At 43.3% G+C, this 22042-nt stretch carries 17 protein-coding genes; 9 read left to right on the forward strand and 8 right to left on the reverse strand.

The features are described 5' to 3' along the window. The first annotated feature begins 75 nt into the window (after positions 1–75). A complete protein-coding gene (locus IFO66_RS06685; RefSeq protein ID WP_192024396.1) occupies positions 76–816 on the forward strand; it encodes an SDR family NAD(P)-dependent oxidoreductase in 741 nt (246 codons plus the stop codon). Positions 817–972: 156 nt separating this feature from the next. On the opposite strand, the gene IFO66_RS06690 is transcribed toward IFO66_RS06685, so the two are convergent. From IFO66_RS06690 to IFO66_RS06705, 4 genes are all read right to left on the reverse strand, one after another. Beyond that, the gene (locus IFO66_RS06690; protein ID WP_192024397.1) at positions 973–2094 is read right to left on the reverse strand and encodes a hypothetical protein; all 1122 of its coding nucleotides are present in this window, start codon (positions 2092–2094) and stop codon (positions 973–975) included. A 128-nt stretch (positions 2095–2222) separates the two neighbouring features. Next, on the reverse strand, positions 2223–3230 hold the full coding sequence (locus IFO66_RS06695) for a FecCD family ABC transporter permease (protein ID WP_192024398.1): 1008 nt from the start codon (positions 3228–3230) through the stop codon (positions 2223–2225). Beyond that, positions 3227–4237, reverse strand: coding sequence for a FecCD family ABC transporter permease (locus IFO66_RS06700; RefSeq protein ID WP_192024399.1), 1011 nt, complete (start codon positions 4235–4237; stop codon positions 3227–3229). Before IFO66_RS06700 ends, IFO66_RS06695 begins: the two co-directional genes overlap by 4 nt. 121 nt (positions 4238–4358) lie before the next feature. Beyond that, a complete protein-coding gene (locus IFO66_RS06705; RefSeq protein WP_192024661.1) occupies positions 4359–5276 on the reverse strand; it encodes an iron-hydroxamate ABC transporter substrate-binding protein in 918 nt (305 codons plus the stop codon). A 261-nt stretch (positions 5277–5537) separates the two neighbouring features. Here IFO66_RS06705 and IFO66_RS06710 point away from each other — a divergent pair, with 261 nt between their 5' ends. The 4 genes from IFO66_RS06710 to IFO66_RS06725 all read left to right on the forward strand — a co-directional run bounded on the left by IFO66_RS06710 (position 5538) and on the right by IFO66_RS06725 (position 9651). After that, on the forward strand, positions 5538–6587 hold the full coding sequence (locus IFO66_RS06710) for an NAD(P)/FAD-dependent oxidoreductase (protein ID WP_192024400.1): 1050 nt from the start codon (positions 5538–5540) through the stop codon (positions 6585–6587). A 199-nt stretch (positions 6588–6786) separates the two neighbouring features. Then, positions 6787–7143 carry a nucleotide excision repair endonuclease gene (locus tag IFO66_RS06715; protein ID WP_028594657.1) on the forward strand — a complete coding sequence of 119 codons (357 nt, stop codon included), beginning with the start codon at positions 6787–6789 and terminating at the stop codon, positions 7141–7143. 408 nt (positions 7144–7551) lie between these two features. Next, a complete protein-coding gene (locus tag IFO66_RS06720) occupies positions 7552–8331 on the forward strand; it encodes an SDR family oxidoreductase (RefSeq protein ID WP_192024662.1) in 780 nt (259 codons plus the stop codon). Positions 8332–8673: 342 nt separating this feature from the next. Further along, positions 8674–9651, forward strand: a complete 978-nt coding sequence (locus tag IFO66_RS06725; RefSeq protein ID WP_192024401.1) for a ring-cleaving dioxygenase — start codon at positions 8674–8676, stop codon at positions 9649–9651. 163 nt (positions 9652–9814) lie between these two features. Here IFO66_RS06725 and IFO66_RS06730 read toward each other — a convergent pair whose 3' ends face one another. Continuing rightward, a complete protein-coding gene (locus IFO66_RS06730) occupies positions 9815–10906 on the reverse strand; it encodes a saccharopine dehydrogenase family protein (protein WP_192024402.1) in 1092 nt (363 codons plus the stop codon). A 690-nt stretch (positions 10907–11596) separates the two neighbouring features. Here IFO66_RS06730 and IFO66_RS06735 point away from each other — a divergent pair. Beyond that, a complete protein-coding gene (locus IFO66_RS06735) occupies positions 11597–12433 on the forward strand; it encodes a YitT family protein (RefSeq protein WP_192024403.1) in 837 nt (278 codons plus the stop codon). A gap of 95 nt (positions 12434–12528) precedes the next feature. On the opposite strand, the gene IFO66_RS06740 is transcribed toward IFO66_RS06735, so the two are convergent. Together IFO66_RS06740 and IFO66_RS06745 are read right to left on the reverse strand one after the other, a co-directional pair. Continuing rightward, positions 12529–13311, reverse strand: coding sequence for a hypothetical protein (locus IFO66_RS06740; protein ID WP_192024404.1), 783 nt, complete (start codon positions 13309–13311; stop codon positions 12529–12531). A 33-nt stretch (positions 13312–13344) separates the two neighbouring features. Continuing rightward, complete coding sequence (locus IFO66_RS06745) at positions 13345–14736, reverse strand: choice-of-anchor I domain-containing protein (protein WP_192024405.1); 1392 nt, start codon at positions 14734–14736, stop codon at positions 13345–13347. Between the two features lie 386 nt (positions 14737–15122). Between IFO66_RS06745 and rlmN the strand changes: the two genes are divergently transcribed. Beyond that, complete coding sequence (gene rlmN, locus IFO66_RS06750; RefSeq protein WP_192024406.1) at positions 15123–16199, forward strand: dual-specificity RNA methyltransferase RlmN; 1077 nt, start codon at positions 15123–15125, stop codon at positions 16197–16199. A gap of 97 nt (positions 16200–16296) precedes the next feature. Here the strand turns inward: rlmN and IFO66_RS06755 are convergent, their stop codons facing one another. Then, positions 16297–16608: a hypothetical protein gene (locus tag IFO66_RS06755; RefSeq protein ID WP_028594663.1), complete on the reverse strand. Its 312-nt coding sequence runs from the start codon at positions 16606–16608 to the stop codon at positions 16297–16299. Between the two features lie 577 nt (positions 16609–17185). Between IFO66_RS06755 and IFO66_RS06760 the strand changes: the two genes are divergently transcribed. Beyond that, entirely contained in the window at positions 17186–19096 is a 1911-nt protein-coding gene (locus IFO66_RS06760; protein ID WP_192024407.1) for a beta-N-acetylhexosaminidase, read from the forward strand. A 143-nt stretch (positions 19097–19239) separates the two neighbouring features. Then, complete coding sequence (locus IFO66_RS06765) at positions 19240–22032, forward strand: phosphotransferase (protein WP_192024408.1); 2793 nt, start codon at positions 19240–19242, stop codon at positions 22030–22032. Positions 22033–22042 lie beyond the last annotated feature (10 nt).

Here is a 22042-nt window from a genome sequence, read left to right on the forward strand (position 1 = left end):
TACTTTTTGGTTTACAAAGTGGTATCATTTCTATATGCTTAAATGGTGGAATGTGTAAACCAAGGAGGGATAACGATGGAGTTAGCAGGCAAAAAAGTCGTCATTACAGGAGCGAGCCGCGGATTAGGGCAGGCCTTAGCGATTAGCTTGGCCAAGATGGGGGCTCAACTGTTTCTATCTGCCCGCACGAAGGATAGTCTTAACGAAACCTCTCGACTTATAGAGGAAACGACGGGTCAGGTGCCATTGAAATATGCGGTGGATTTGCGCAATTCCGAGCAGATTCGCTCCTTTGCCGAAGCGGTTGAGGCGGAGAGTTCTTCTGAAATCGATATTCTAATCAACAATGGTGCAATGTGGCTGGCTGGTGAGTTTGATAGCGTTAGCGATGAAGAGATTAGCGACACAATCAACTCTGCTGCTGTGGGCACTACCCTTATCACACGTCATTTCCTACCGCTGCTGCGCCGTTCCAAAGGTGCCGATATCGTCAATATGATATCCGTATGCGGTCTATTGAATGTGCAGCATGAGTCGGCACACGAAGCGTTCCACGCAGCTAAGTTTGCTCAAGCTGGATTCACAGATCGACTTCGTCATCGTCTCAAGCCAGAAGGGATTCGCGTTATTGGAGTGTATCCGCCTGACTTCGACGATGTTTCTCCAGTTGATCCAGAATGGGCTCAACCTCGAAACACTCGTGACGATCAGAACATTTCGAATCGCCATGTGGTGGAGGCAATTACGTTTGCGCTTACGCGTGATCGGATTTGCTCCATTAATTCGATTCAGTTAGATACATGGCCGAGTGTTTAATAGGAAGGGCAAGAAAAAGGAAGGCTGTTCTTAAAAGTGAGAAGATATCTTGGACTACTTTTACATTATATAAAGAAAGAACCTTCAAACAACCACTGAAAGTGGGAGAAGAAGGTTCTTTCTACTATCTTCAATAATTGAAAGCTTCTAAATCATTTATGCGAAGCTAGCTGTTCTAGCACCAATTACAAAAGGTGTTGATGACATAGCTGGGATAACTAAGAAGAAAGTAATTGTAGCTTCTGAGTTCGCAGGGATTGTACCTGTATCTATAATATCTACAAAGCTATCTTTAGGTACCCATGCATAAGATTGAGACACTCCGCCCATGTTGATTAAAGGGAATGAGAATCCGCCACCACCAGTCTTACCCATATAAATCTTAAAGTTTTTCGAAACATTATAAGTGTTTTTAATCTTCATAGTAACTGCCATTTGCTGACCATATGCTCCACTATTAAATCCTGAGCCGTCTCTTATGATGGTCTCTGTATTTCCTGAACCGTCCTGTTTTTTAACAACGACCGGGAATGTTGGTCCTGGATCTGTGATATAAACAAGATCGTCTGTACCAAAAATAGTATGTTCACTGCTGCTATATTTCTCGGATGAAGCAAATTTATAAGCTACACCATGGGGATTGGCATCCGTAGGTGCAAGTGGGGCAAGATGAATGGTGGAATAATAAGCTGCACCTTTTCCTCGTACGAAAGTTCTACCTTGCACAGGTGCCCATTCGGATGCACCTATATAATTGTTGACCCATGCCAGATCGTAAAAGATTGCCGATGCAGCAGCAGAAGTACCGTTATTGCTTACATTTACTTTTCCCAAATATCCAAACACATTTTCGTTTGGGATGCTCTGCTGAAAGAGAACCCCGAAAGAGTTAGGGTTTATGACTACAGGTGATTGCGTAACTGTCCCTGAAAAATAGTTTTTCCAAGCGTTTGTATCAGTCTGGCTGCCTGATAAATTGGTTGTACCGTGATTACTAGAGCTTACTTTAATCGCATAACTGTTTGGATTGTATACGAGTAAACCATGTTTGATTGTTTTACCAGCTTTATTATGATGCCAGCTATATACAAACCCAGACCCTGAAACCGTATCTCTGTTCATCCATTTTCCAGCGTCGACTAAATCCCCCGAGCCTACTGGCTCCGGACAGTCTGTAAAAAAGAGAAATCCTCCACTTTTATAAACAGAACTAGTGCCCTTGGGTTGATAAGTTGGTGTACGCGGTTTAGCTGTGCTTCCAGTAATAATGGTTGCCATTCGAATCCCTCCATTTATTTATTCCTTAGCGATTAGCTAAGATAGTAAATAAGTGATTTTAGGACTCAAAAAAACAACCTTCACTAACCATTTTTTTGAATGGAAGTGAAGGTTGTGAATAGCAGGAACTACTTCTTCCACAGCAAGTAGATGAAGTAAGGCGCTCCGATGATCGCAAACATAATACCTGCTGCAATCCCCTCTGGATCAACAATATTACGGCCGATCGTATCGGCTACTAGCAGCAGCCAACCGCCGAGCAGCACGGCTAACGGAATAAACAGCTGATGGCGCGGCCCGATAAGCGCTTTTGCTAAGTGAGGGGCAATAAGACCAATAAAGGCAATCCCGCCTGTTACAGACACCGCAGATGCCGCTAATGCGACAGCTGCCAGCAGCAGCACGATCCGTTCTTTCTGTACAGAAACGCCGACACCAACAACGACAGGCTCGCTTAGCATAAGGATATTCATCCGATTTGCCTTATAAAGCGTAAACGGGATGAGCACGATCAGCCAGGGAAGTATTGCCCACACGAACGGCCAGTCTGATCCCCAAATATTGCCTGACATCCATTTTGCAATAAAATCGACTTTGTTACGGTCCGCCGCAGACATGATCACGATCATAAGACCTGACAATGCCATGGAGAATCCGATACCAACGAGAACGAGCCGAACAGGCTGCAAGCCCGTATGCTTGTTATAGGAAAATGCGTAAATAAGAGCCGCCGTCAGCAATGCCCCTGCAAACGCTACAGCAGGAATGAGATAGACGAACGAATCCACATTAATCGGTACAAATAAATAGAAGATGGAAATGGCGACTCCAGCCCCTGCGTTAATGCCGATGATGCCCGGTTCGGCCAATTCATTGCGTGTAACGCTTTGTAAAATCGCACCTGACAGCGCTAATGCCATACCAGCAAGTACGGTGATGACAATTCGAGGCAGGCGAAGGGTGAATAAAACAAACTCATCCTTGAACGTACCGTTTCCGAACAGTGTCGGTACTATTCGGTCAAATGAAACGGAGGAGTAGCCTATTCCTAAGCTAACGATAGTCGTTAGTAAAATAAGAGCCGAAAATGCAATAAGCAGCAATCGCTGTTTACGAATGAGAGTTGGAGGAATCATGACAGTGTTTTCCCTCCTTTACGAACAATAATCAAGAAGAATGGTAAGCCAAGAGCTGCAATAAGTGCTGCTACAGGCGTCTCATACGGTGCTCCAATAATGCGTGCCATCGTATCGGCAAACATCATAAACGAAGCGCCGATTAATGCGCACATTGGCACAATATAGCGATAGTCAGTCCCTACAATGCCGCGTACGATATGTGGGATCATAAGCCCGAGAAATGCGATATTGCCGACTAAGGCAACAGAAACGCCGGCAAGGAGCGTTGTGACCACAAATAACACAGCTTTAATCCATTTCACATTTTGCCCAAGTCCGATCGAAACTTCCTCGCTTAAGCTCAGAATCGTCAACTGTTTTGAACATAGGATCGCGAGAATAAGGCCAATACAAATGAACGGAATAATGATTTGCAGCTGTTCCCACGTAGTACCGATCAAACCACCAGCTGTCCACATGGACAAGTCCTTCGATATTTTAAAGTAAATAGCTATCCCCTCTGCAATCGCATTCAGGAATGCTGTCATCGCCGCTCCGGCTAACACGAGGCGCAATGGAGAAAGATTGCCTTTCTTCAAGGAAGCGATACCGAATACAATAAAGGCTCCAGCCGCCGCACCGATAAAGCATGCAATCGTAATACCGAAATAATTGGCTGTAGGAATAAAGGCAAGTGTAATCGCAAGTGCCGCATTGGCCCCCGCTGTTAAGCCAAGAAGCCCCGGATCAGCCAGCGGGTTGCGCGTCATCCCTTGCATAATCGCTCCAGACACCGCTAATGCAGCCCCAACGAACATCGCGCCCAACTCACGCGGAAGACGAAGCTCGCGAATAATTGAAATAGATTCGCTTGTTTCTTTTGACGTAATGGCAAGCCATACATCTGATAACGTTGTGTTGGCAGCACCTAGTACAAGCGATGCTGCGAGTGTAGCTAGCAATAGGATAAAACCAGCAGCTAGCTTTAATGGATAAGGAATCTTACGTCGATTAGGTTTCATCATAAGTCGCCCATCTTTTCTATTGTGGATTAAATGGACAAAAGAACCCCCCAAACCACATCAATCTGTGGAGGAGAAGGTTCTTTATTATCCTAGTCATAAAAGGACTTGCCTATTTGCTTACTTATTTACCAAGAAAGCTTTTGATAAAGAAGTCTAGCTGCAATTCAAGCGTAAGTGGATCGTTGAAGTAGAACTCCATCATATTCGCTTCATACACACGGTTGTTTTTCACAGCAGGAATATTCTTGTATGTTTCTGTTTGTTGGAAGGAGTTGTCAGCCTCTTTATTTTTGCTGAGAATGACGTAGTCTCCCGCATATTGTGAAAGAACTTCCGTAGAAAGGGCATAGTAGCCTTCTTTCGTCATATCTTTCACTTTGTCTGGCATGTTAAGCTTCATTTCTTGGTAGAGGATTTCTGTACCACGTCCCCAGTTATCGCCGTAGACGTATAGCTGCTTATCGAAGTTTTCTATGACAGATACGGTAGCATTCTCACCAATTTTAGCTTTAATTTCGTTTCCAGCTTCTTGAGAACGCTTCTTGAAGTCATCGACCCAAGCACGAGCTTCTTTTTCTTTATTCAACAATTTGCCGATTTCGATATGCTGTGTTAAATAATCGACTTTGCCGTATGTGTACGTGATAGTCGGTGCAATTTTATTTAAGTTTTCTACATTTTTCGTATTAGACAAACCAATAATTAGATCCGGTTTAAGCTCAATAATTTTCTCCAAATTCTCATCGGATACTTCTGCAGCATCTTTCATTTTTTCTGCAAATCTCGGATTTTTCATCGTCCAAGTATCTACACCAACTAGGTTAACGCCCAATGCCTCAACATTCCCTGCGAATGAACCTAGAACGATGACGCGCTGAGGATCAGCAGGAACTTGTACAGGACCACTTTCCGATTGATACGTAATCGTGCTTGGTTGTGCTTCTTTAGGAGCTTCGGCTTCCTTGTTAGCTGGTGCTTGGTTGCCGCACGCACTAAGGACAAGCAGGCAGAGAAGCAGTGGTAAGATTAGTTTTTTCATCATATGTAACTCCTTTAGGCAGTTTCGTACTGTTGATCGTTAACGTTTGAAAATGAGGTTCACAATTAAGATACAAATAGATTGAGATATCGTATTGCGTTTTATACTGATAATGATTATCATTAACAATACGTAATTAATATAAGAGTATCTATGTACAAAGTCAACTAAGAAAATAATGGAAGTTAGGATATACAGAATATAATGGCACTTCGCATAAACAACGAACTTGCGGAGATATCAATTTAGGAGCGTGCGGAGATGGATGAAATCGAAGTTTTTGATGTGACGATAATAGGCGGCGGGCCAGCGGGGTTGTTCTCTGCTTTCTATAGTGGTCTTCGTGAATTGAAGACGAAGCTTATCGAATTTCAACCGCGCTTAGGCGGTAAAGTCCATGTGTATCCGGAGAAAATGATCTGGGATGTAGGCGGACTTGTACCTACGACGGGTGCCAAACTTATTGAACAAATGGTTCAGCAAGGTCTCACGTTTAATCCTGAAGTTGTGTTAAATGAAAAAGTAGAGTCCATCGAGAAAAATGAAGACGGATTGTTTGTTCTACATACAGCGTCAGGTACGAAACATTACTCGAAGACAGTTATAGCGGCAATTGGCGGCGGTATTTTGAATCCGCAGAAGCTGGAGATTGAAGGCGCTGAGCGCTATGAGGTATCGAACCTGAACTATACGGTTAAGTCATTGGCTTATTTTAAAGGGAAGACAGTCGTTATTTCTGGTGGCGGTAATTCAGCTGTGGACTGGGCCAATGAGTTGGAGCCGATTGCAGGCAAAGTATATCTAACTTACCGTAAAGATGCTTTGTCAGGCCATGAAGCACAAGTCTCGCAGTTGATGAACAGCTCTGTGGAATGTTTGTTCCATACGACGATTACGAAGCTCATCGCTGATGAGAGTCATGAAGTGATTGAGCGTGTGGAGCTGACGAACCATCAGACAGGTGAAGTGACGCAGCTGGAGATTGACGAAGTCATTATCAATCATGGCTATGAACGTGATTCAGCGTTAATTGGTAATAGTAAGCTTACCATTGACCAAGTAGATGATTTCTACATGGCTTGTAATCCGAAGGGTGAATCGTCTGTGCCAGGACTCTACGCAGCGGGAGACATCCTGCATCATGAAGGTAAGCTGCACCTTATTGCAGGGTGTTTCCAAGATGCGGCCAATGCAATCAACCAAGCGAAGCTATTTATTGAACCAGAAGCAAGCAAATGGGGGATGGTATCCTCTCATAATGAAGTGTTCAAAGAACGTAACCGCGAGCTTGTAAAGCAAATGATGAGCTAGCCGATTACGAATCAGTGCAACCAAGTTAAGCTTCGTGCGCTGCAACATTCGATAATCTGTAAATTGAAAGGATGAGCCGTTCCGAATGAGGAGCGGCTTTTCTGTTGTTGGCTCATATACCCTAACCTATATACAGATTGGTTTTGCATACAGATTGTGATAGTATGTACACCTATAAGAGATAAGGAAGTGAACGATAATGATCAACATTACGGTCCCAACACCGGACGTTACGATTTACAAAGAGATTGCACCTGAGCTAAGCAATATTTATGGATTTACGGATTTCCACCTCATTACGCGTGAAAAGGGTGGCATCTTTATGTTCTACAACAGCAAGGATGAGTTGTTGTTCGTAGGTAAAGCGAGAAAGCTTAGACCAAGAATTAAGAAGCACTTCGAAGATTCGGTATCGCCAATGAAAAATTACAGAAACGAAGTAAGCAAAATTGAAGTATGTGTGATTGAAGATGCGGTCGATCGTGAAATTTACGAAACGTACATCATTAACGAATTCCAAGCGAAGTACAACGTGGATAAAGTGTTTTATAAATAAGTAAAGTAAGGCTCCAAACATTCCCTTGCCTTTGAGCAAAGCCATTGTTATGCTGAGGTTAGAGATGCAAGTGGAAGGAGTCAATCGCTTAGTATGTGTCCAATTAACCTGTAAAGCTGATGAATTTGATAGCATACCAATGATATAGTGCAGCAGTTCGACGCTTGTTTGCGTTGCTTATGCCGCTCGTTTATTTGGTATCTCTATCGTCAACCTTACAGGATACGCAGGATGAGCGATGTATATATACATTCATGATGCGGATACCTTTTTGGGTGTCCGCTTTTTTGCGTGGATATGTACAGCCCAGCAATCAGAAATTAGGAATTAGGAATGACCAATCTGCATCTCTACTATGCAATGCCTGCTATCCTCCATTCGAATAAAGCGGAGGAATTAACTATGACTATGTATTCATTGAAAAGTAAAATTGCAATTGTTACGGGCGCAAGCCGATCTACTGGAATTGGAACAGCCATTTGCCGCGAATTAGCGCGTGCAGGTGCGGATATATTCTTCACGCATTGGCACGCGTTTGATGCAGCGGAAGGCAATGGCGGGGAGCTAGGCTGGCCAGAGCAATTGTGCCAGGAGCTGGAGAGCTTAGGTGTGAGGGCGGGCCATATGGAAGCTGATTACGCCAATCCTGATATGCCGCAGATGATCATGGAGCAGGTCGAGAGAACATTAGGAGTCCCGACCATTTTGATCAACAATGCAGCCTATTGTGCACCTTCGAACTATCGTACACTTGATTTACGATCGCTCGATCAGCACTACTCCGTTAACAATCAGGGGACGATTATGCTGAGCTTGGCGTTTGCACGAAGATTTGAACAGTATTACCAGGCAGGAACCTCGGGTAGAATTGTCTACATGGTGTCCAAAGGAGACGATCCAGACAATTTGGCGTACATTGCAACAAAAGGTGCGCTGCTGGGGCTAATCGAACCGCTGTCGGTTGGGCTGGCACCGTTGCATATTACGGTTAACGGGATCGATCCGGGTCCGACAGATTCAGGGTGGATGGACGATACGTTGAAAGGCTTTCTGCAACCGATGTTCCCAATGGGTCGAATCGGTGTGCCTGAAGATGCGGCGCGAGCGATCTGTTTTCTAGCTAGTGATGAGTCTCAATGGATAACAGGGCAAGTCATTAAGTCCGAAGGTGGATTTAGAGGGAAATAAAAATGGAACGGAAGCTAAGTAAGCAACTATGAAACATAATATAGCAACGCTTGTCGTAAAAAAATAAGTAGCGTATGAAAGGAACTGATCTGAACAGGATCGGTTCCTTTTTTAATCACTACCTCTATGGCTCTTTAGCCACTAACTTATTGACAGTAACTTATAAGCATGATATATTTATCTCGAATTAAAGATAATTTAATTAAAGATAAATCAACATAGATGTACCATCACATTACCAGTCAGGCAGCATGAGGGAATTTGGTTAAGCGACAAAGGTATTGGTTAGTATTTTCAAAACAGAGCAGACTCAAATATGACAATCATACGGAGGTAGTTATTATGAATCCATTAAAGGGTATCCACCACGTTACAGCTATTACAAGCAGTGCAGAGAAGAACTATGACTTTTTCACAAATGTGCTCGGTATGCGTCTTGTAAAGAAGACGGTCAACCAAGATGACATACAGACGTACCACTTATTCTTTGCTGACGATAAGGGCAGCGCGGGTACAGATATGACATTCTTCGATTTCCCGGGCATTCAAAAAGGCGTACATGGTACAGATGAGATTGCAAAAACATCGTTTCGCGTACCGACAGATGCCGCTTTGGATTACTGGGTGAAGCGTTTTGATCGCTTGGCAGTAAAACATACGGGCATTCAAACGTTCTTTGGGAAACAGACGCTTTCGTTCATTGACTTTGACGATCAGCAGTACCAGCTTATCTCGGATGAGCACAATAAAGGCATCGCATCAGGTACGCCTTGGCAAGATGGTCCGATTCCATTGGAGTATGCAATTACTGGTCTAGGACCTGTCTTCATTCGTATTGCTCCGTTCGATTATTTCAAGGAAGTGTTGGAGAAAGTATTCTTCTTCAAAGAAATCGCACAAGAAGGAAACTTCCATTTGTTTGAAATGGGAGAAGGCGGCAACGGTGCACAAGTTGTTGTAGAGCATAACGAGTCTCTTCCACGTGCACAGCAAGGCTTCGGTACGGTTCACCATGTGGCATTCCGTGTAGATAATCGCGAGGAGTTGGATGCATGGATGGAGCGCTTGGAAAGCTATCGCTTCAATACTTCCGGTTATGTAAATCGCTACTTCTTCGAATCACTTTATGCTCGAGTGGCACCGCAAATTCTGTTCGAGTTCGCGACAGACGGCCCAGGATTTATGGGCGATGAGCCGTATGAAACGCTTGGAGAGAAATTGTCCCTACCGCCGTTCCTAGAGCAGAAGCGTGAGCACATCGAGAAATTGGTTCGCCCAATTGATACGGTTCGCAGCACGAAAACGTTTGTGAAGGACTAAAAGGAATAATGGAGGCAAGAGCTTGTTCGCTTTCACTCATCATCTCCGTAACGAAATAGATGTAAACAATAGAGGAGAGGCCGTGCAATATAGCAATTGCGCAGCCTTTCCTTATTTATCGCTAACATTATCCGGCAGTAGAAGACATGTTCCTGTTTGCGTACTACTGGAGAACGATAACCTCTCCATTCGCTCGAATGTCTATCGCTGCTATTTGTTCGATAGTAGGAAGGAGATCCAGTAGCTGAAATAATTGTTCGATATGATACACCCCATAGGGCATAGGAGAGCGATAAATCGCAGTTGCGACTGCAGTAGCTACAGCTGCCGTCATATTAGCTTCATGCCTACCTCGTACAAGGCATTCCACCGATACGTCCTCGTTATTTTGTTTGCCTTGGGCATCTACTTTAACAGCGAACTGGTCGCTGCCTAATCGTATTTTACTAAAGGCCAGCACGGCAAATTGACGAATCGGCTTTATTTTTAATAGGTGGAACAATCCAGTGGCTCTTAACCAAGCCAGCATTCGAGTTATTGAGTTCGAGTCAAAGCAGAGACGTGTGGAAACAGTAGGAATAGCAAGGGTACGTGGTATAGCATGTTGGTCTGAGAAATTAAATCGGTAGGCTCTTTTACGTCCCAACTCGGCTCCAAACTCAATATTTTTGCCATCAGTAAAGCTTGAAACTTTTTTAATCTGTCCGTTGTGCATGATTTCAAACTGTGTACTTACGTTATCGATCGTCCATTCAATCGCAGCATTGCCGTGGCTATCACCTAATCCGAGCATGATGGAGATGTCTACGGTCTCGGTTTGATCCATTAGACTCTTTGCTTGCTTAGCGAGCAAATTAGTTATCCCGGGAGCCAGTCCGACACTTAACACAGCAGTTGCACCATAAGATGCAGCTGTTTGGTGCAACTGCTCAACTTGGGAAAGAAATAAAGGATTAGCTGATACATCTACATAATGAATCCCGCGCTGTAAGCAAGTTTCCACAAAGGCAGTGTTTGTTTGATCCAAGCACATGATAACCAGCTTCACGTTGTCTAACAAAGAGGGAGTAACCTTTGAGCGGACATCTATTTGAAATGGTTTGACTTTGCTATTCGTTGTCAGGCAAAATTGCTCTGCACGCTCTAAGCTTCTACCAGCAGCATAAACCTTACCAGGGTAATCATCAGCTAACTGTTTGCAGATTGCTTGTCCTACATGTCCATATCCCCCAATTACTATAATACGATCGTTCATTACCATCTCTCCTTCATGTAGGTCTTGAATATGCTTGGTTTATTCATTGGAGTACTAAGTGCTACGGTTGAAATAATGAGACCTTCATCATTATGTTTAGTAACTAAACTAAAAATCCAAAAAATAGTTCGATCAGGACAAATTTATTTTTCTAGCCACTTTTAAAAATAAGATGAGCAACTCCTGCTGGACATTAATTAAAAACAGGTGCTTTATAAAATTGCAGTTGCATAATTAATCGTCTAAGACCGTCACTACTGTTGAAGTTAGAGATAGATGCTGCATATTCATTATTTTCCTTGTATTTAGTATAGTAACTAAACTAAATGATTGTCAACACATGATTATTTTTGAGGCACAATAGCAACGATTCTGCCGTCTGCCTGCGGTAATTTTAAAGGGAATTGACCAATAGACGAAAATACTAGTATATGGTATCTTGTTAGTGCTGCCCGATATGACGGCTGTCCTCATGGACGGTTTAAGCTGTACGTATAGTTAGGGCGACAATGCAGCACGTTAAACATACATCGTGGAAGTTCGTAATTATGAATCAAGCGTTGATATACATAGATGTCCCTTATTGAATTATTTTACAGCAAGCATTCTCCTTGCAGAGGATGGCTTTTAGTTATGACAACGTAGATATCGACATCATTCATTGGGGCGTCATCCAGAAAGGAAGAAAAGATGAAGAAGCGATTTATAGACATTTTTATGATTATGCTCGGAGCTTTTATTTTTGCAGTAGCGATTAACGTCTTCGTTATTCCGAATGAATTCGGGGAAGGCGGGGTTACAGGGATTACGATTATTCTTTATTATTTATTCCAGTGGTCTCCTGGCTTGGTGAACTTGGTTATTAATGCATTCTTGTTAATTGTCGGTTACAGGTTCCTCGACAAGATGACAACGATATATACCATTATTGCGGTTTTATTTAACTCCCTCTTTTTGTACCTTACAGAAGATTGGACGATTGCATCTAACGAACTTATTATTAATGCCATCTTTGGTGGTGTATTTACTGGAGTAGGGCTTGGCTTAATTATTCGTGTAGGCGGGACAACAGCAGGTACGACGATTCTTGCACGCATTACCAACAAGTATTTAGATTGGAACATCAGCTATGGCTTGTTATTCTTTGATCTTATTGTAGCGTTCTCCTCTTACTTCATCATCGGGGCCGAAGCCTTGATGTTTACAATAGTGATGCTGTATGTAGCTACAAAGGTGATGGACTTCATTATTGAAGGTCTGAATACACAAAAGGCATGTATGATTATATCTGATGCACATAAGGACATTGCGGAGCAGGTCAATTTGTCGATGGATAGGGGCGTTACCGTCTTCTACGGAAGAGGTCATTATACGAATACACCGAAGGAAATTTTGTACGTCGTTATTAGCAAGCAAGAAGTGAGTGCGTTAAAGAAAATTGTGCGCTCTCACGATAAGGACGCATTTATTACGATTCATGATATTCGCGACGTGTTCGGTGAGGGATTTGTAGATATATCGAAATAATGGAAAAAGGCGAAGAAGTTCACCCCTTGGGGGCGGCTTCCTCGCCTTTTTTACTCGTGCACTTACGTCATATTTTACACGTTCTACAATGAGGACTACTCAATCGTAATTTGAATGCTTGATTCTAAGCGATGTCCAGGCAGATCCATGATGCTTTTGGTTGGATCATCACTTGCCATGCGGTATTCTGCAACAACACCAATTGTGTAGGTTCCAGCAGGTAAGTGGAGAGGTCTAGTGATTTCCTTTTTAAAAATTTCTTCGCCACCTTCTAGATCATATCGTGGAGATGAACCGCGATTGTACTGATAGGCGACGAACCTACTCCAAGATCGAACCTCCTGAAAATGAGGGGTGATATCGCTTGTTCGCAGAGCTAAAGCTCTTGTTTCCCCAAATATGGAGCCTTTTGCATCTTGTACATAATAATGAAGCAGGGGGCTTCCATGATGGAGTTTCGCTTGTTCCCCACTTTTGTTGCTCAATACGGACCAAATTGCCAACTGCTCTCCTACGTTATATCGCTTTTTACTGCTGTTAATACGAAGGTGAAATAATGCATTTTCGCTCTCAGCATATAAGTTCGAAGAACCTCCAACCCCATCAATAGAGTTGAACATATCGATATAAATATTTTTATTGGCTGAATCGTACCGCGTAAAGCCTATGCTTGCATTTTCAATGGAGCGAATAGGGATGTACGTCAGGCCGTCTTTTTGCAGGAATGGCATGTTTGGATGATTTCCGAGCTCTTTTCCCTCAAAAAAAATGCTCCCCTCGTATTTGGTGAGAACCCACTCATTAGATGCCACAACGGTCGTACCCGTTATGAATAGCACAATAGTGAACCACACGAGGTGAATTTTGAAATTTTTCATCGCATGTCCTCCTGCTTGCTTCCCGTGAATCCATTAATCTTTATACTCATAGAAGCTCAGTGTACCTGTCTTCTCATCTGCGCTAACAAACAGGTCTCGTTTGTTCACTTTATGAATTCCCTCTGGTGCTTTACCACCGGATGGAACTAAGCCCAAGTATTTTGGTTTCAACGGATTCGTTACGTTAAAGAATAAGATCGTGTTGCCGCGCTCGGAACATACAGCAAGAATCTGCTTGCCATCGAATTTGCCGATCGTTAAGTTCTCCACTTCACTGCCGCGCTTCGGGCTGCGGTCATCTGGATATACACCAGCTTCCGCGTTGACACGATCAATTAGATCCAAGCTGTCATACACGACATTGCCATTGCGATCCCATGCCATAATATTGCGTCCACCGGAGTATACGCCGTCCTTGAACTCATTAGAACCGAGATCGCCTTCATTAGCGGTGTACAAATATTTGCCGTCTGCGCTCCATACGATTCCGTCTGGCTCAGGACGAGCAGTAAGGTCTTCGGTAATGGAAACGACGCCGTCTGTTTTCAAGTCTGCTTTGTGCTTCGTTGTGCCAAGGCCAAACACTTTCGTTACTTTTTTACTCTGCAAGTCAATGAGTGCAATCGCATTGTTTTCTTGCAAGGTTACAGCTGCGGTCTTGCCATCAGGGCTAATAGCAGCGTATTCAGGCTGTGGGTCATTCGGATACGTGACATTAGGACCTACATTCGTTAAATCAATCGGTACGTCGGTTACCGTTCCGTTCAGCACATCTGCTTGCGGGAAGGATAGAATGGCTACAGAACCCGGACGTTTTACTTTGCTGAAGTCAATTTCATCGAGAACAGGATCAAGCTCTTCATCTTCGATAGCGACAACTGCCGTACGACCATCTTTCGAAAGGTCAATCGCGTCGGGGCCGATTCCTACTTCGTACGTTTTGGCAATCGTGCCAGCTGCGATATCGACAACAGCAATGACACCTTTATTGGCGTTGTTTACGTTGTCGCCTGTCCGTACTGCTGCTAATGCATATTTACCATTCGGTGTAACGACAACGCTTGTTACTTCAGCGTCGGGGGATATCGATTTCAAGCTAATTTGCTTGACCGTTTGGATGTTCTTCAAATCTTTAATGGATACGACACTGATCGAGCCTAGGTTGGCTTCGGTTACGAGAAGTGTGTTGCCATCTGGGGTGGAGGAGATGATTTCTGCTGCTTTGCTAGGCATGGCATAAGTAGCTGCGAGTTGGAATCCGCTTGTAGGCTTCACCTTGGTTTCATTATGCTTGTGGTTGTGGTCTCCTGATTGGTGGGATGAATGCTTGTCATGGTCATTGCTTGCAAAGGCTGTAGAGAACAGCGAAGCAGTAGATAATACACATGCTAAGGTAACAGAAATAAACCAACGTTTACGATTCAATCGAAACACTCCTTTTGCCTATTCATTTTTTTGGATGGGTAACTAGATTGGTTAACTTGCTGACTTGCTAAGGAAAAATGAATATATGTGGGTTATACATGGATGCGAGTAATTGGGGGAAATCGTTCAATCTTGGGCAAAATAAGGTGAAAATAATGATAATAAACGATATTATTCGACAGTCATAAACAAATTCCTCCTTTGATTCCAATTCGTGTTGTTTGAATGTATTAGGCCGGTTCGCTTCATCAAATTCACTTGTGTTCACTTATAAAATTTGGGACAATAAGAAGCAGATTGTGAGTATAGGCGCGGCTTGCTAGAACGTACAGGGAGCTGCGTAACATAGAACTTAGAAATTCAGTGTTTTGAAAAGAGGACAACGAATGAATAAGCAATCCATTTATGGATTAACACTAGATCAATTAATAGCATGGCTGTCCGAACACGGACACAAGAAATCTCGCGCAGCAAAAGTGTGGGATTGGTTGTATCGCAAGCGGGTAACGGATTTCGCGCAAATGGATGATGTGAACAAAGAATGTTTGCAGCTGCTATCTGAGCATTTTGTCATTCAAACGTTAACGGAGCATGTGAAGCAGGAGTCTGCGGACGGCACGATCAAGTTTCTGTTTAAGCTCCAAGATGGCAACCTTATCGAAACGGTATTAATGCGACATAAATTCGGTCTATCTGTTTGTGTAACGACACAAGTTGGCTGTAATATCGGGTGCAGCTTCTGTGCGAGCGGATTAATTGCGAAGAGTCGCGACCTATCCAGTGGTGAAATTGCAGAGCAGATTATGAAGGTTCAGCATCATTTTGATGCAGTTGGCAAAGGTGAGCTTGTCAGCCATATCGTTGTAATGGGAATTGGTGAGCCGTTCGATAATTACGAGAACTTGCTTGATTTCTTGAAAGTTATGACTGAACGTAAAGGCTTGGCGATTGGCTCAAGACGAATTACCGTATCGACAAGCGGACTTGCTAAGAAGATTAAGGAGTTTGCAGATGCGGACTTACGAGTGAACTTGGCGTTGTCGTTGCATGCGCCGAACAATGAGCTTCGTACGCAAATAATGAAAATTAACCGAGCCATTCCGATTGAGCAGTTAATGGAAGCGTTGGATTATTACTTTGCTAGGACGAATCAGAAAGTAACGTTGGAATATATTTTGCTGCGGGATGTAAATGATCGTCCAGAGCATGCGCTGGAGTTAGCGCAGCTGATTCAAGATAAGCGTCAGTTCTTAAAAGTAAACTTGATTCCATATAATCCGGTCGATGAGCACAGCCAATATCAACGCACAACACGCGATTCGTTGACAGAATTCTATGATGTGTTGAAGAAGCATCAGATTAATACGAGCGTGCGTGTGGAGCATGGCAGTGATATCGATGCCGCATGTGGACAACTGCGCAGTAAGCAGATGAAAAAAGCTGAAGCGAATAAATTAGCGTAATGTGACGATGTGACATTGAGCGTGGAAACTATCCATTATAGTTCAATAAAAGAGCGTACCCACCGACGAAGAGTGGATACGCTCTTTGTTACATCAATTAGTTTTGAATTTTATCTGTAAGTGCATCGATGTTCGTCAAACCTTGGTTGATTTGACCGAGGCTTGCTACGATTTGACCTTGAATGTTGTTAATTTGCGCTTGAAGGTTTTGGAACTGCATAGCTGCCATTGGATCGGAGTTACCGATAATTTGAGCGAACTGTTGAAGCTGAGATTCAACGAAATCGAATTGTTGAGCTACCATGTTAACGCTGTTTACCATGTTTTTAAGGCCTTTTACTTCAGCATCGATTTGATCGCCTACGCGAGCGCTTTTGTTGCCAAATCCAAATCCGTTTGATCCAAACATGTGAACATCTCCTCTAAAATGAATAATAATTGCTTCAATGGGGGTAGAATCATTCTCACAGCCTTGATAATTATCCGATACGAAAGGTTCAGCATGATTTAGCGCTAACGTAAATCTATGAACTATAGCAACCAAAACTTATGTATGAGATGCCGGTCCCATTTCGCATATCAAGGTTCCCCTTGCAGTTCTTCTGCGTGAGTCTTACATCATAAGCAAAAATATGTGCGATAACGATATCTTGTGTATCTGTATTTTAATAAGGTACATATTTACATACGCACGCAAAAGGATATAGTTTCATACTAAAGAACTTTATTCCATGTTATTTTTTATGAAATAAATATTGTGGTGCACGATCCTCTCAAAAATAGAATGTGTTCTTTCTATGAAACTCTTCAACCTATTAGCTTTCTTGGATTTTACGATTAATACTGTAACGAATCGTTGCTGAGACTACCTCCTCAAACCTACTCGTTTGTACTACAATGAGATCGAACTATATTTTTCCTATGCACTTGTCATTACATAGAAATAAGAAATCATACTATGAATACTTGGTTAGGAGGAAGTATCGATGAAATTGCGATTTGAGGGAGATTTGACGGAATTACTAGCTGGTATCCGTGCACTGTCGCAGGACAATTGGTTTAGTGAATCAGAAGATGGTGTGCTTGTTCGTGTTGAGCCTTCAACGGGCAATTTGGAAGTAGGTTTAGAGCAAGGTAAAGCCTATATTCGTTATGGGCATAAGCATCAATTTTATAGAGGGCTCGGGCTTCTTGTGCAGCACGGCAGCAGCGGGCAGGCTTTTCATATCGAAGAGAAGCAGCATATCCACACGGTTGGACCGATGTTCGACCTTTCTCGCAATGCGGTACTGACATTAGACAGCTTTAAAGATTTATTACGCAAAACGGCACTTATGGGTATGAACTCGGTCATGCTCTATATGGAAGATACGTATGAGATTAAAGATGAGCCTTACTTTGGATATATGCGTGGTCGATATTCAGAGGCTGAGCTTCGTGAGATTGATGATTATGCATACCAATTCGGTATTGAGGCTTTCCCAAGCATTCAGACGCTTGCTCATCTAGAGGAGTTCCTCAAGTGGGAGCCAGTAAGGGAATATAAAGATACGAAGGGTGCTTTGTTAGTTGGCACAGAGAAGACGAATCAGCTGATGGAGAACATGATCGAGGCGGTTAGTGCTCCTTTCCGCAGTCGTAAAGTTCACATTGGTATGGATGAGGCAGAAGAGCTTGGACGCGGCAAATATTTAGATAATAACGGGTATGTGGAACGCTTTGAGATTATGATGGCTCATTTGGACAAGGTGCTGGAAATCGTACGTCGTCGCGGCTTGAAGCCGATGATGTGGAGCGACATGTTTTTGAAATTTACTTCTGCTGACGGTACAGAACATTTTGACACAGAGAGTCAATTTTCTGAATCGATGGCAAATCGTATTCCGAGTGACGTTGATATGGTGTATTGGGATTACAACCATATGGAAGAAGAGCATTACGATAAGCTTATTGCGAAGCATCGCCCATTGAACTGTAATCTTGTATTTGCTGGCGGAGTATGGGTATTCAATACATTTGGCGTTAACTATGGCATGTCCTTGAACGCTACGGATAGTGCGCTGAAGGCGTGCAAACGTGCTGGTGTTGGCGAAGTTTATGCGACGCTATGGGGCGATGATGGGATGGAAAGCAATCCATATATCGCATTGCTTGGCCTGCAGTTCTATGCAGAGCACGCTTATGCCGAGGGCGAGTTGGATCAAGCGAAGCTAGCTGAGCGCGTGAAGTTCTGTACAGGCATCGAGATGGATGCTTATATGCTGATGAAAGACTTGGATGAGACGCCTGGAGCAGAGCCTAACAATGAGAAGCAGAGCAATCCGTGTAAGTTCTTATTGTATCAAGATGTGCTGCTCGGCTTGTTCGATAAGCAGATTGAAGGATTGGAAATGTCAGCTCATTATGCGAAAGTAGAGCAGGCGATTCGCAGCAGCCGTGTGCCCGAAGCGGAGCTGGATTATATTTTTGATGTGCCAGAGAAGCTGTGCGGCGTCTTGAAGCTGAAAAGTGAGATTGGTATTGAGCTGAAGCACGCTTATGATGCGGGTGATAAGGAAACGCTGCGACGTATCGCGGTGGAGGTACTGCCAGCTATCGCGGCAGGGGTGCAAGATCTGCGTGCTGCGCACCGCAAGCAGTGGCTGCGTATGTTTAAGCCTTTCGGCTGGGAAGTTATTGATATCCGCTACGGTGGTGTTATCAATCGTCTAGATACTGCTTCCATGCGCGTAATGGATTACGTAGAGGGGCGCATCGGACAGATTGAAGAGTTGGAACAAGAGCGTCTTGTATATAGCACGACTAATCGCTTCAACAATAAAGGTGCTGGCTGGTGCAGCTTCTATTATCGGATGGCATCGCCAAATGTATTCTTCCATGTTATGAATCCTTTTTGACAGCTTATTGAACAAAGCGGCTGAGACTTTACATAAAGCTCAGTCGCTTTTTAATCCTGTCAAAGGGAGTCCCAGATCGTTTCTATATGATCTGCATGAAATGTGAAATGGCAAAGAGCAGAAGCGTCAGGAGGGGGATTTTAATGGATCATTTTGATGATAGGCAGCAAGTGCGTAGCTTTCATGATCAGCGAATGCCAAAGTTATATTTTGAGTATAACAGTCAACATTATGAAGGATATTTATCTCACTACTGGTACGATGGCTTTCGAATAATGACCTATCAACACGACGTGCACCTGCAGCCGGGTGATGCATTGTCTCGCATTGGTTTGTATGAATACGAAATGGATAAGGAGGTCTATCCGTTCACAGTCACCGACGTATTGCTTGGTATAGATGAATGCTCCCTGATAATAGCTGTACAGTTACAGGATGCTGAGTCTATTGACTTCCTACATCAGCATATATACGCAGTCATCTTAGGTAATTCACCTCTACATCGTTTTTCATCGTCGGAATTTACTCCGTTTCCTTCCTTTATTGGACGCAAACATTACACTCAGGATGCAACAGCAGCCCGCCAACAGTGGCTTGAACAATTTACGGGTAATACGCTCATGCATGTAACTCAGTCCCTCTTTCACGAACAGCCATCTATGCTCGCAGGAAACATTGAAAATTATATAGGTTCCATTCAGGTTCCTTTAGGGATAGCAGGTCCATTATGGGTTCGGGGCACCTACGCAAATGGGCATATACCTATCCCGATTGCAACGACGGAAGGAGCGCTTATTAGTTCCATATCTAGAGGGGCTAAGGCTTGTAATGCTGCGGGAGGAATTGAGGTGCATGTCCTTAAGCAGACGATGGTTCGTGCTCCTGTATTTTTCTGCGAGGATATGTCTAGCGCGATCCGACTTGCTCAATGGATAGATGAACATAAAGTGTCGATTAAAGCTGAGGCAGAACGAGTATCTTCTGTTGCTAAATTGATTACCTTACATACTTATCCATTTGCAGATTTCGTGCATGTGCAGTTCGGTTACGAAACAGGAGATGCCGCTGGACAAAATATGACGACTTCCTGTACCTATGTCGCTTGCGAATGGATTGCGTCTAAGGTTAAACATCTTGCAGAATTAAAATATGTCCGCTACATGATTGAAGGCAATCAGGCAGGAGACAAGAAGGTAGCATACCGCAATTTTATCGGAGGAAGAGGGATTCAGGTAAATGCCTCGATCCATATTCCAGAAGCTATACTTAAGCAGACGCTGAGAGTTTCCGTGGATCAATACATGAAATGTTGGTATGCAGCAGAAGTTGGTGCCCTGCAAACAGGAATGATCGGACATAATGTTAATTTTGCCAATATCATTGCGGGTGTATTTAGCGCTACTGGACAAGATATGGGCTCCATTCATGAAGCAAGCTGTGGTATTTTCAAGGCGCGTCGGGAGGGTGATGGTATTACCTTTCATGTACAGCTTCCTTCATTAGTTATCGGCACAGTGGGAGGAGGAACAAGCTTACCCACTCAGCGTGAATGCCTTGAAATGATGGGGTGTTACGGGCGTGGAAAACTGTACAAGCTGGCAGAAATTATTGCATCTGCCTGCCTCGCGTTAGATCTATCTACTTCGTCAGCTATCATCTCAAACGAGTTTGTCAAAGCGCATGAGCGTTTAGGAAGAAAGGCCGAAGGGATGGGTATTCGGCGGAATGATATTAAGCCTCGATTTTTTCAGGCACTTCTTGGAGAGGCGTATGGTAAAGTAACGTCTTTTGAACTGACACCTTTAAACACGGAATCAAGTGTTGTTACTAATATGCTTAAAGTCAATAACAGTTCGTTTGAAGGTCTTCATCGTTATCTGTTGCATTTACAACCTCATCTCCGGCAAGAATGTAACGTAAGAGATACAACTACTACTTACCTTCCTGTTATTCTGAAAGTGAAATCCAATGATCGGGAAGTTATGGATCTAGGTATCGGAATTGCAAAACTGTCAGGAGATGACCGATTATCTGGTTTATTTGAGTCGCAAATGCATATTTTTGGATTTGAAGGATCCCACGTTAGAGAAATAGCTTTTTATCAACAGGCATCGGAGGCGTTGTTACAGTATTGTCCACATGTGTACGGTGTAACTTGTGATGAAGACAAGGAGGCTTATGCTATCCTTATGGAAGACTTATCTGCCTGCAGTCATCTCGGGACGATTCAATCGCTTGCTGTCTGGGATGAAGAGCATATTGATTATGTGCTTGCGGATGTAGCAAAGATGCATGCATTGTTTTTAAATAAAGCAGATGAGCTGCCTGCTGTTCTTCAGATAGAGCGGATAGATGAATCTGGCTGTGAGGATGCAACTGAGCTACTGCTTGCTTTGACGGAATATAACTATACACGCTTTCCCACACTGATTTCTCCACATCTCTATCATTTGCTGCGTCAATTTATTCTCCAACTCCCTTCTCATAAGCAGCGAATGAAGCAATATCATCAGACGATTACCCACAATGACTTTAATCCGCGTAATTTAGGATTAAGATCTACTAATGGTACTAAGCAGTTGGTTGTATATGATTGGGAACTTGTATGTTATCAGAATCCTCAGCATGATTGTGTGGAGTTCTTGTCGTACACAGTCGGAGAGAATGCCTCGATCCAACAATGGGATACCTATATGGAACAATATCGCTTCTATTTAGAGCGTGCGAGCGGAATATCACTGGACAGGGAAGAATTTGAACAGATTACCTTACTGAATGCGTTGGAATTAGCGGTGGTTCGCTATAATCTCTACTTATTGGCTCATAATTTGCTGCACTTCTCGTATATGGAGACGATTTATCACAATCTTTCTCGATATATTCTCGATAAGGTAAAGGAGAATCCACACCTTATTGAGCTGCAAGCGTCTAATTAAGATATAAACA

Source organism: Paenibacillus arenosi, assembly GCF_014841135.1.
Lineage (GTDB): Bacteria > Bacillota > Bacilli > Paenibacillales > Paenibacillaceae > Paenibacillus_B > Paenibacillus_B arenosi.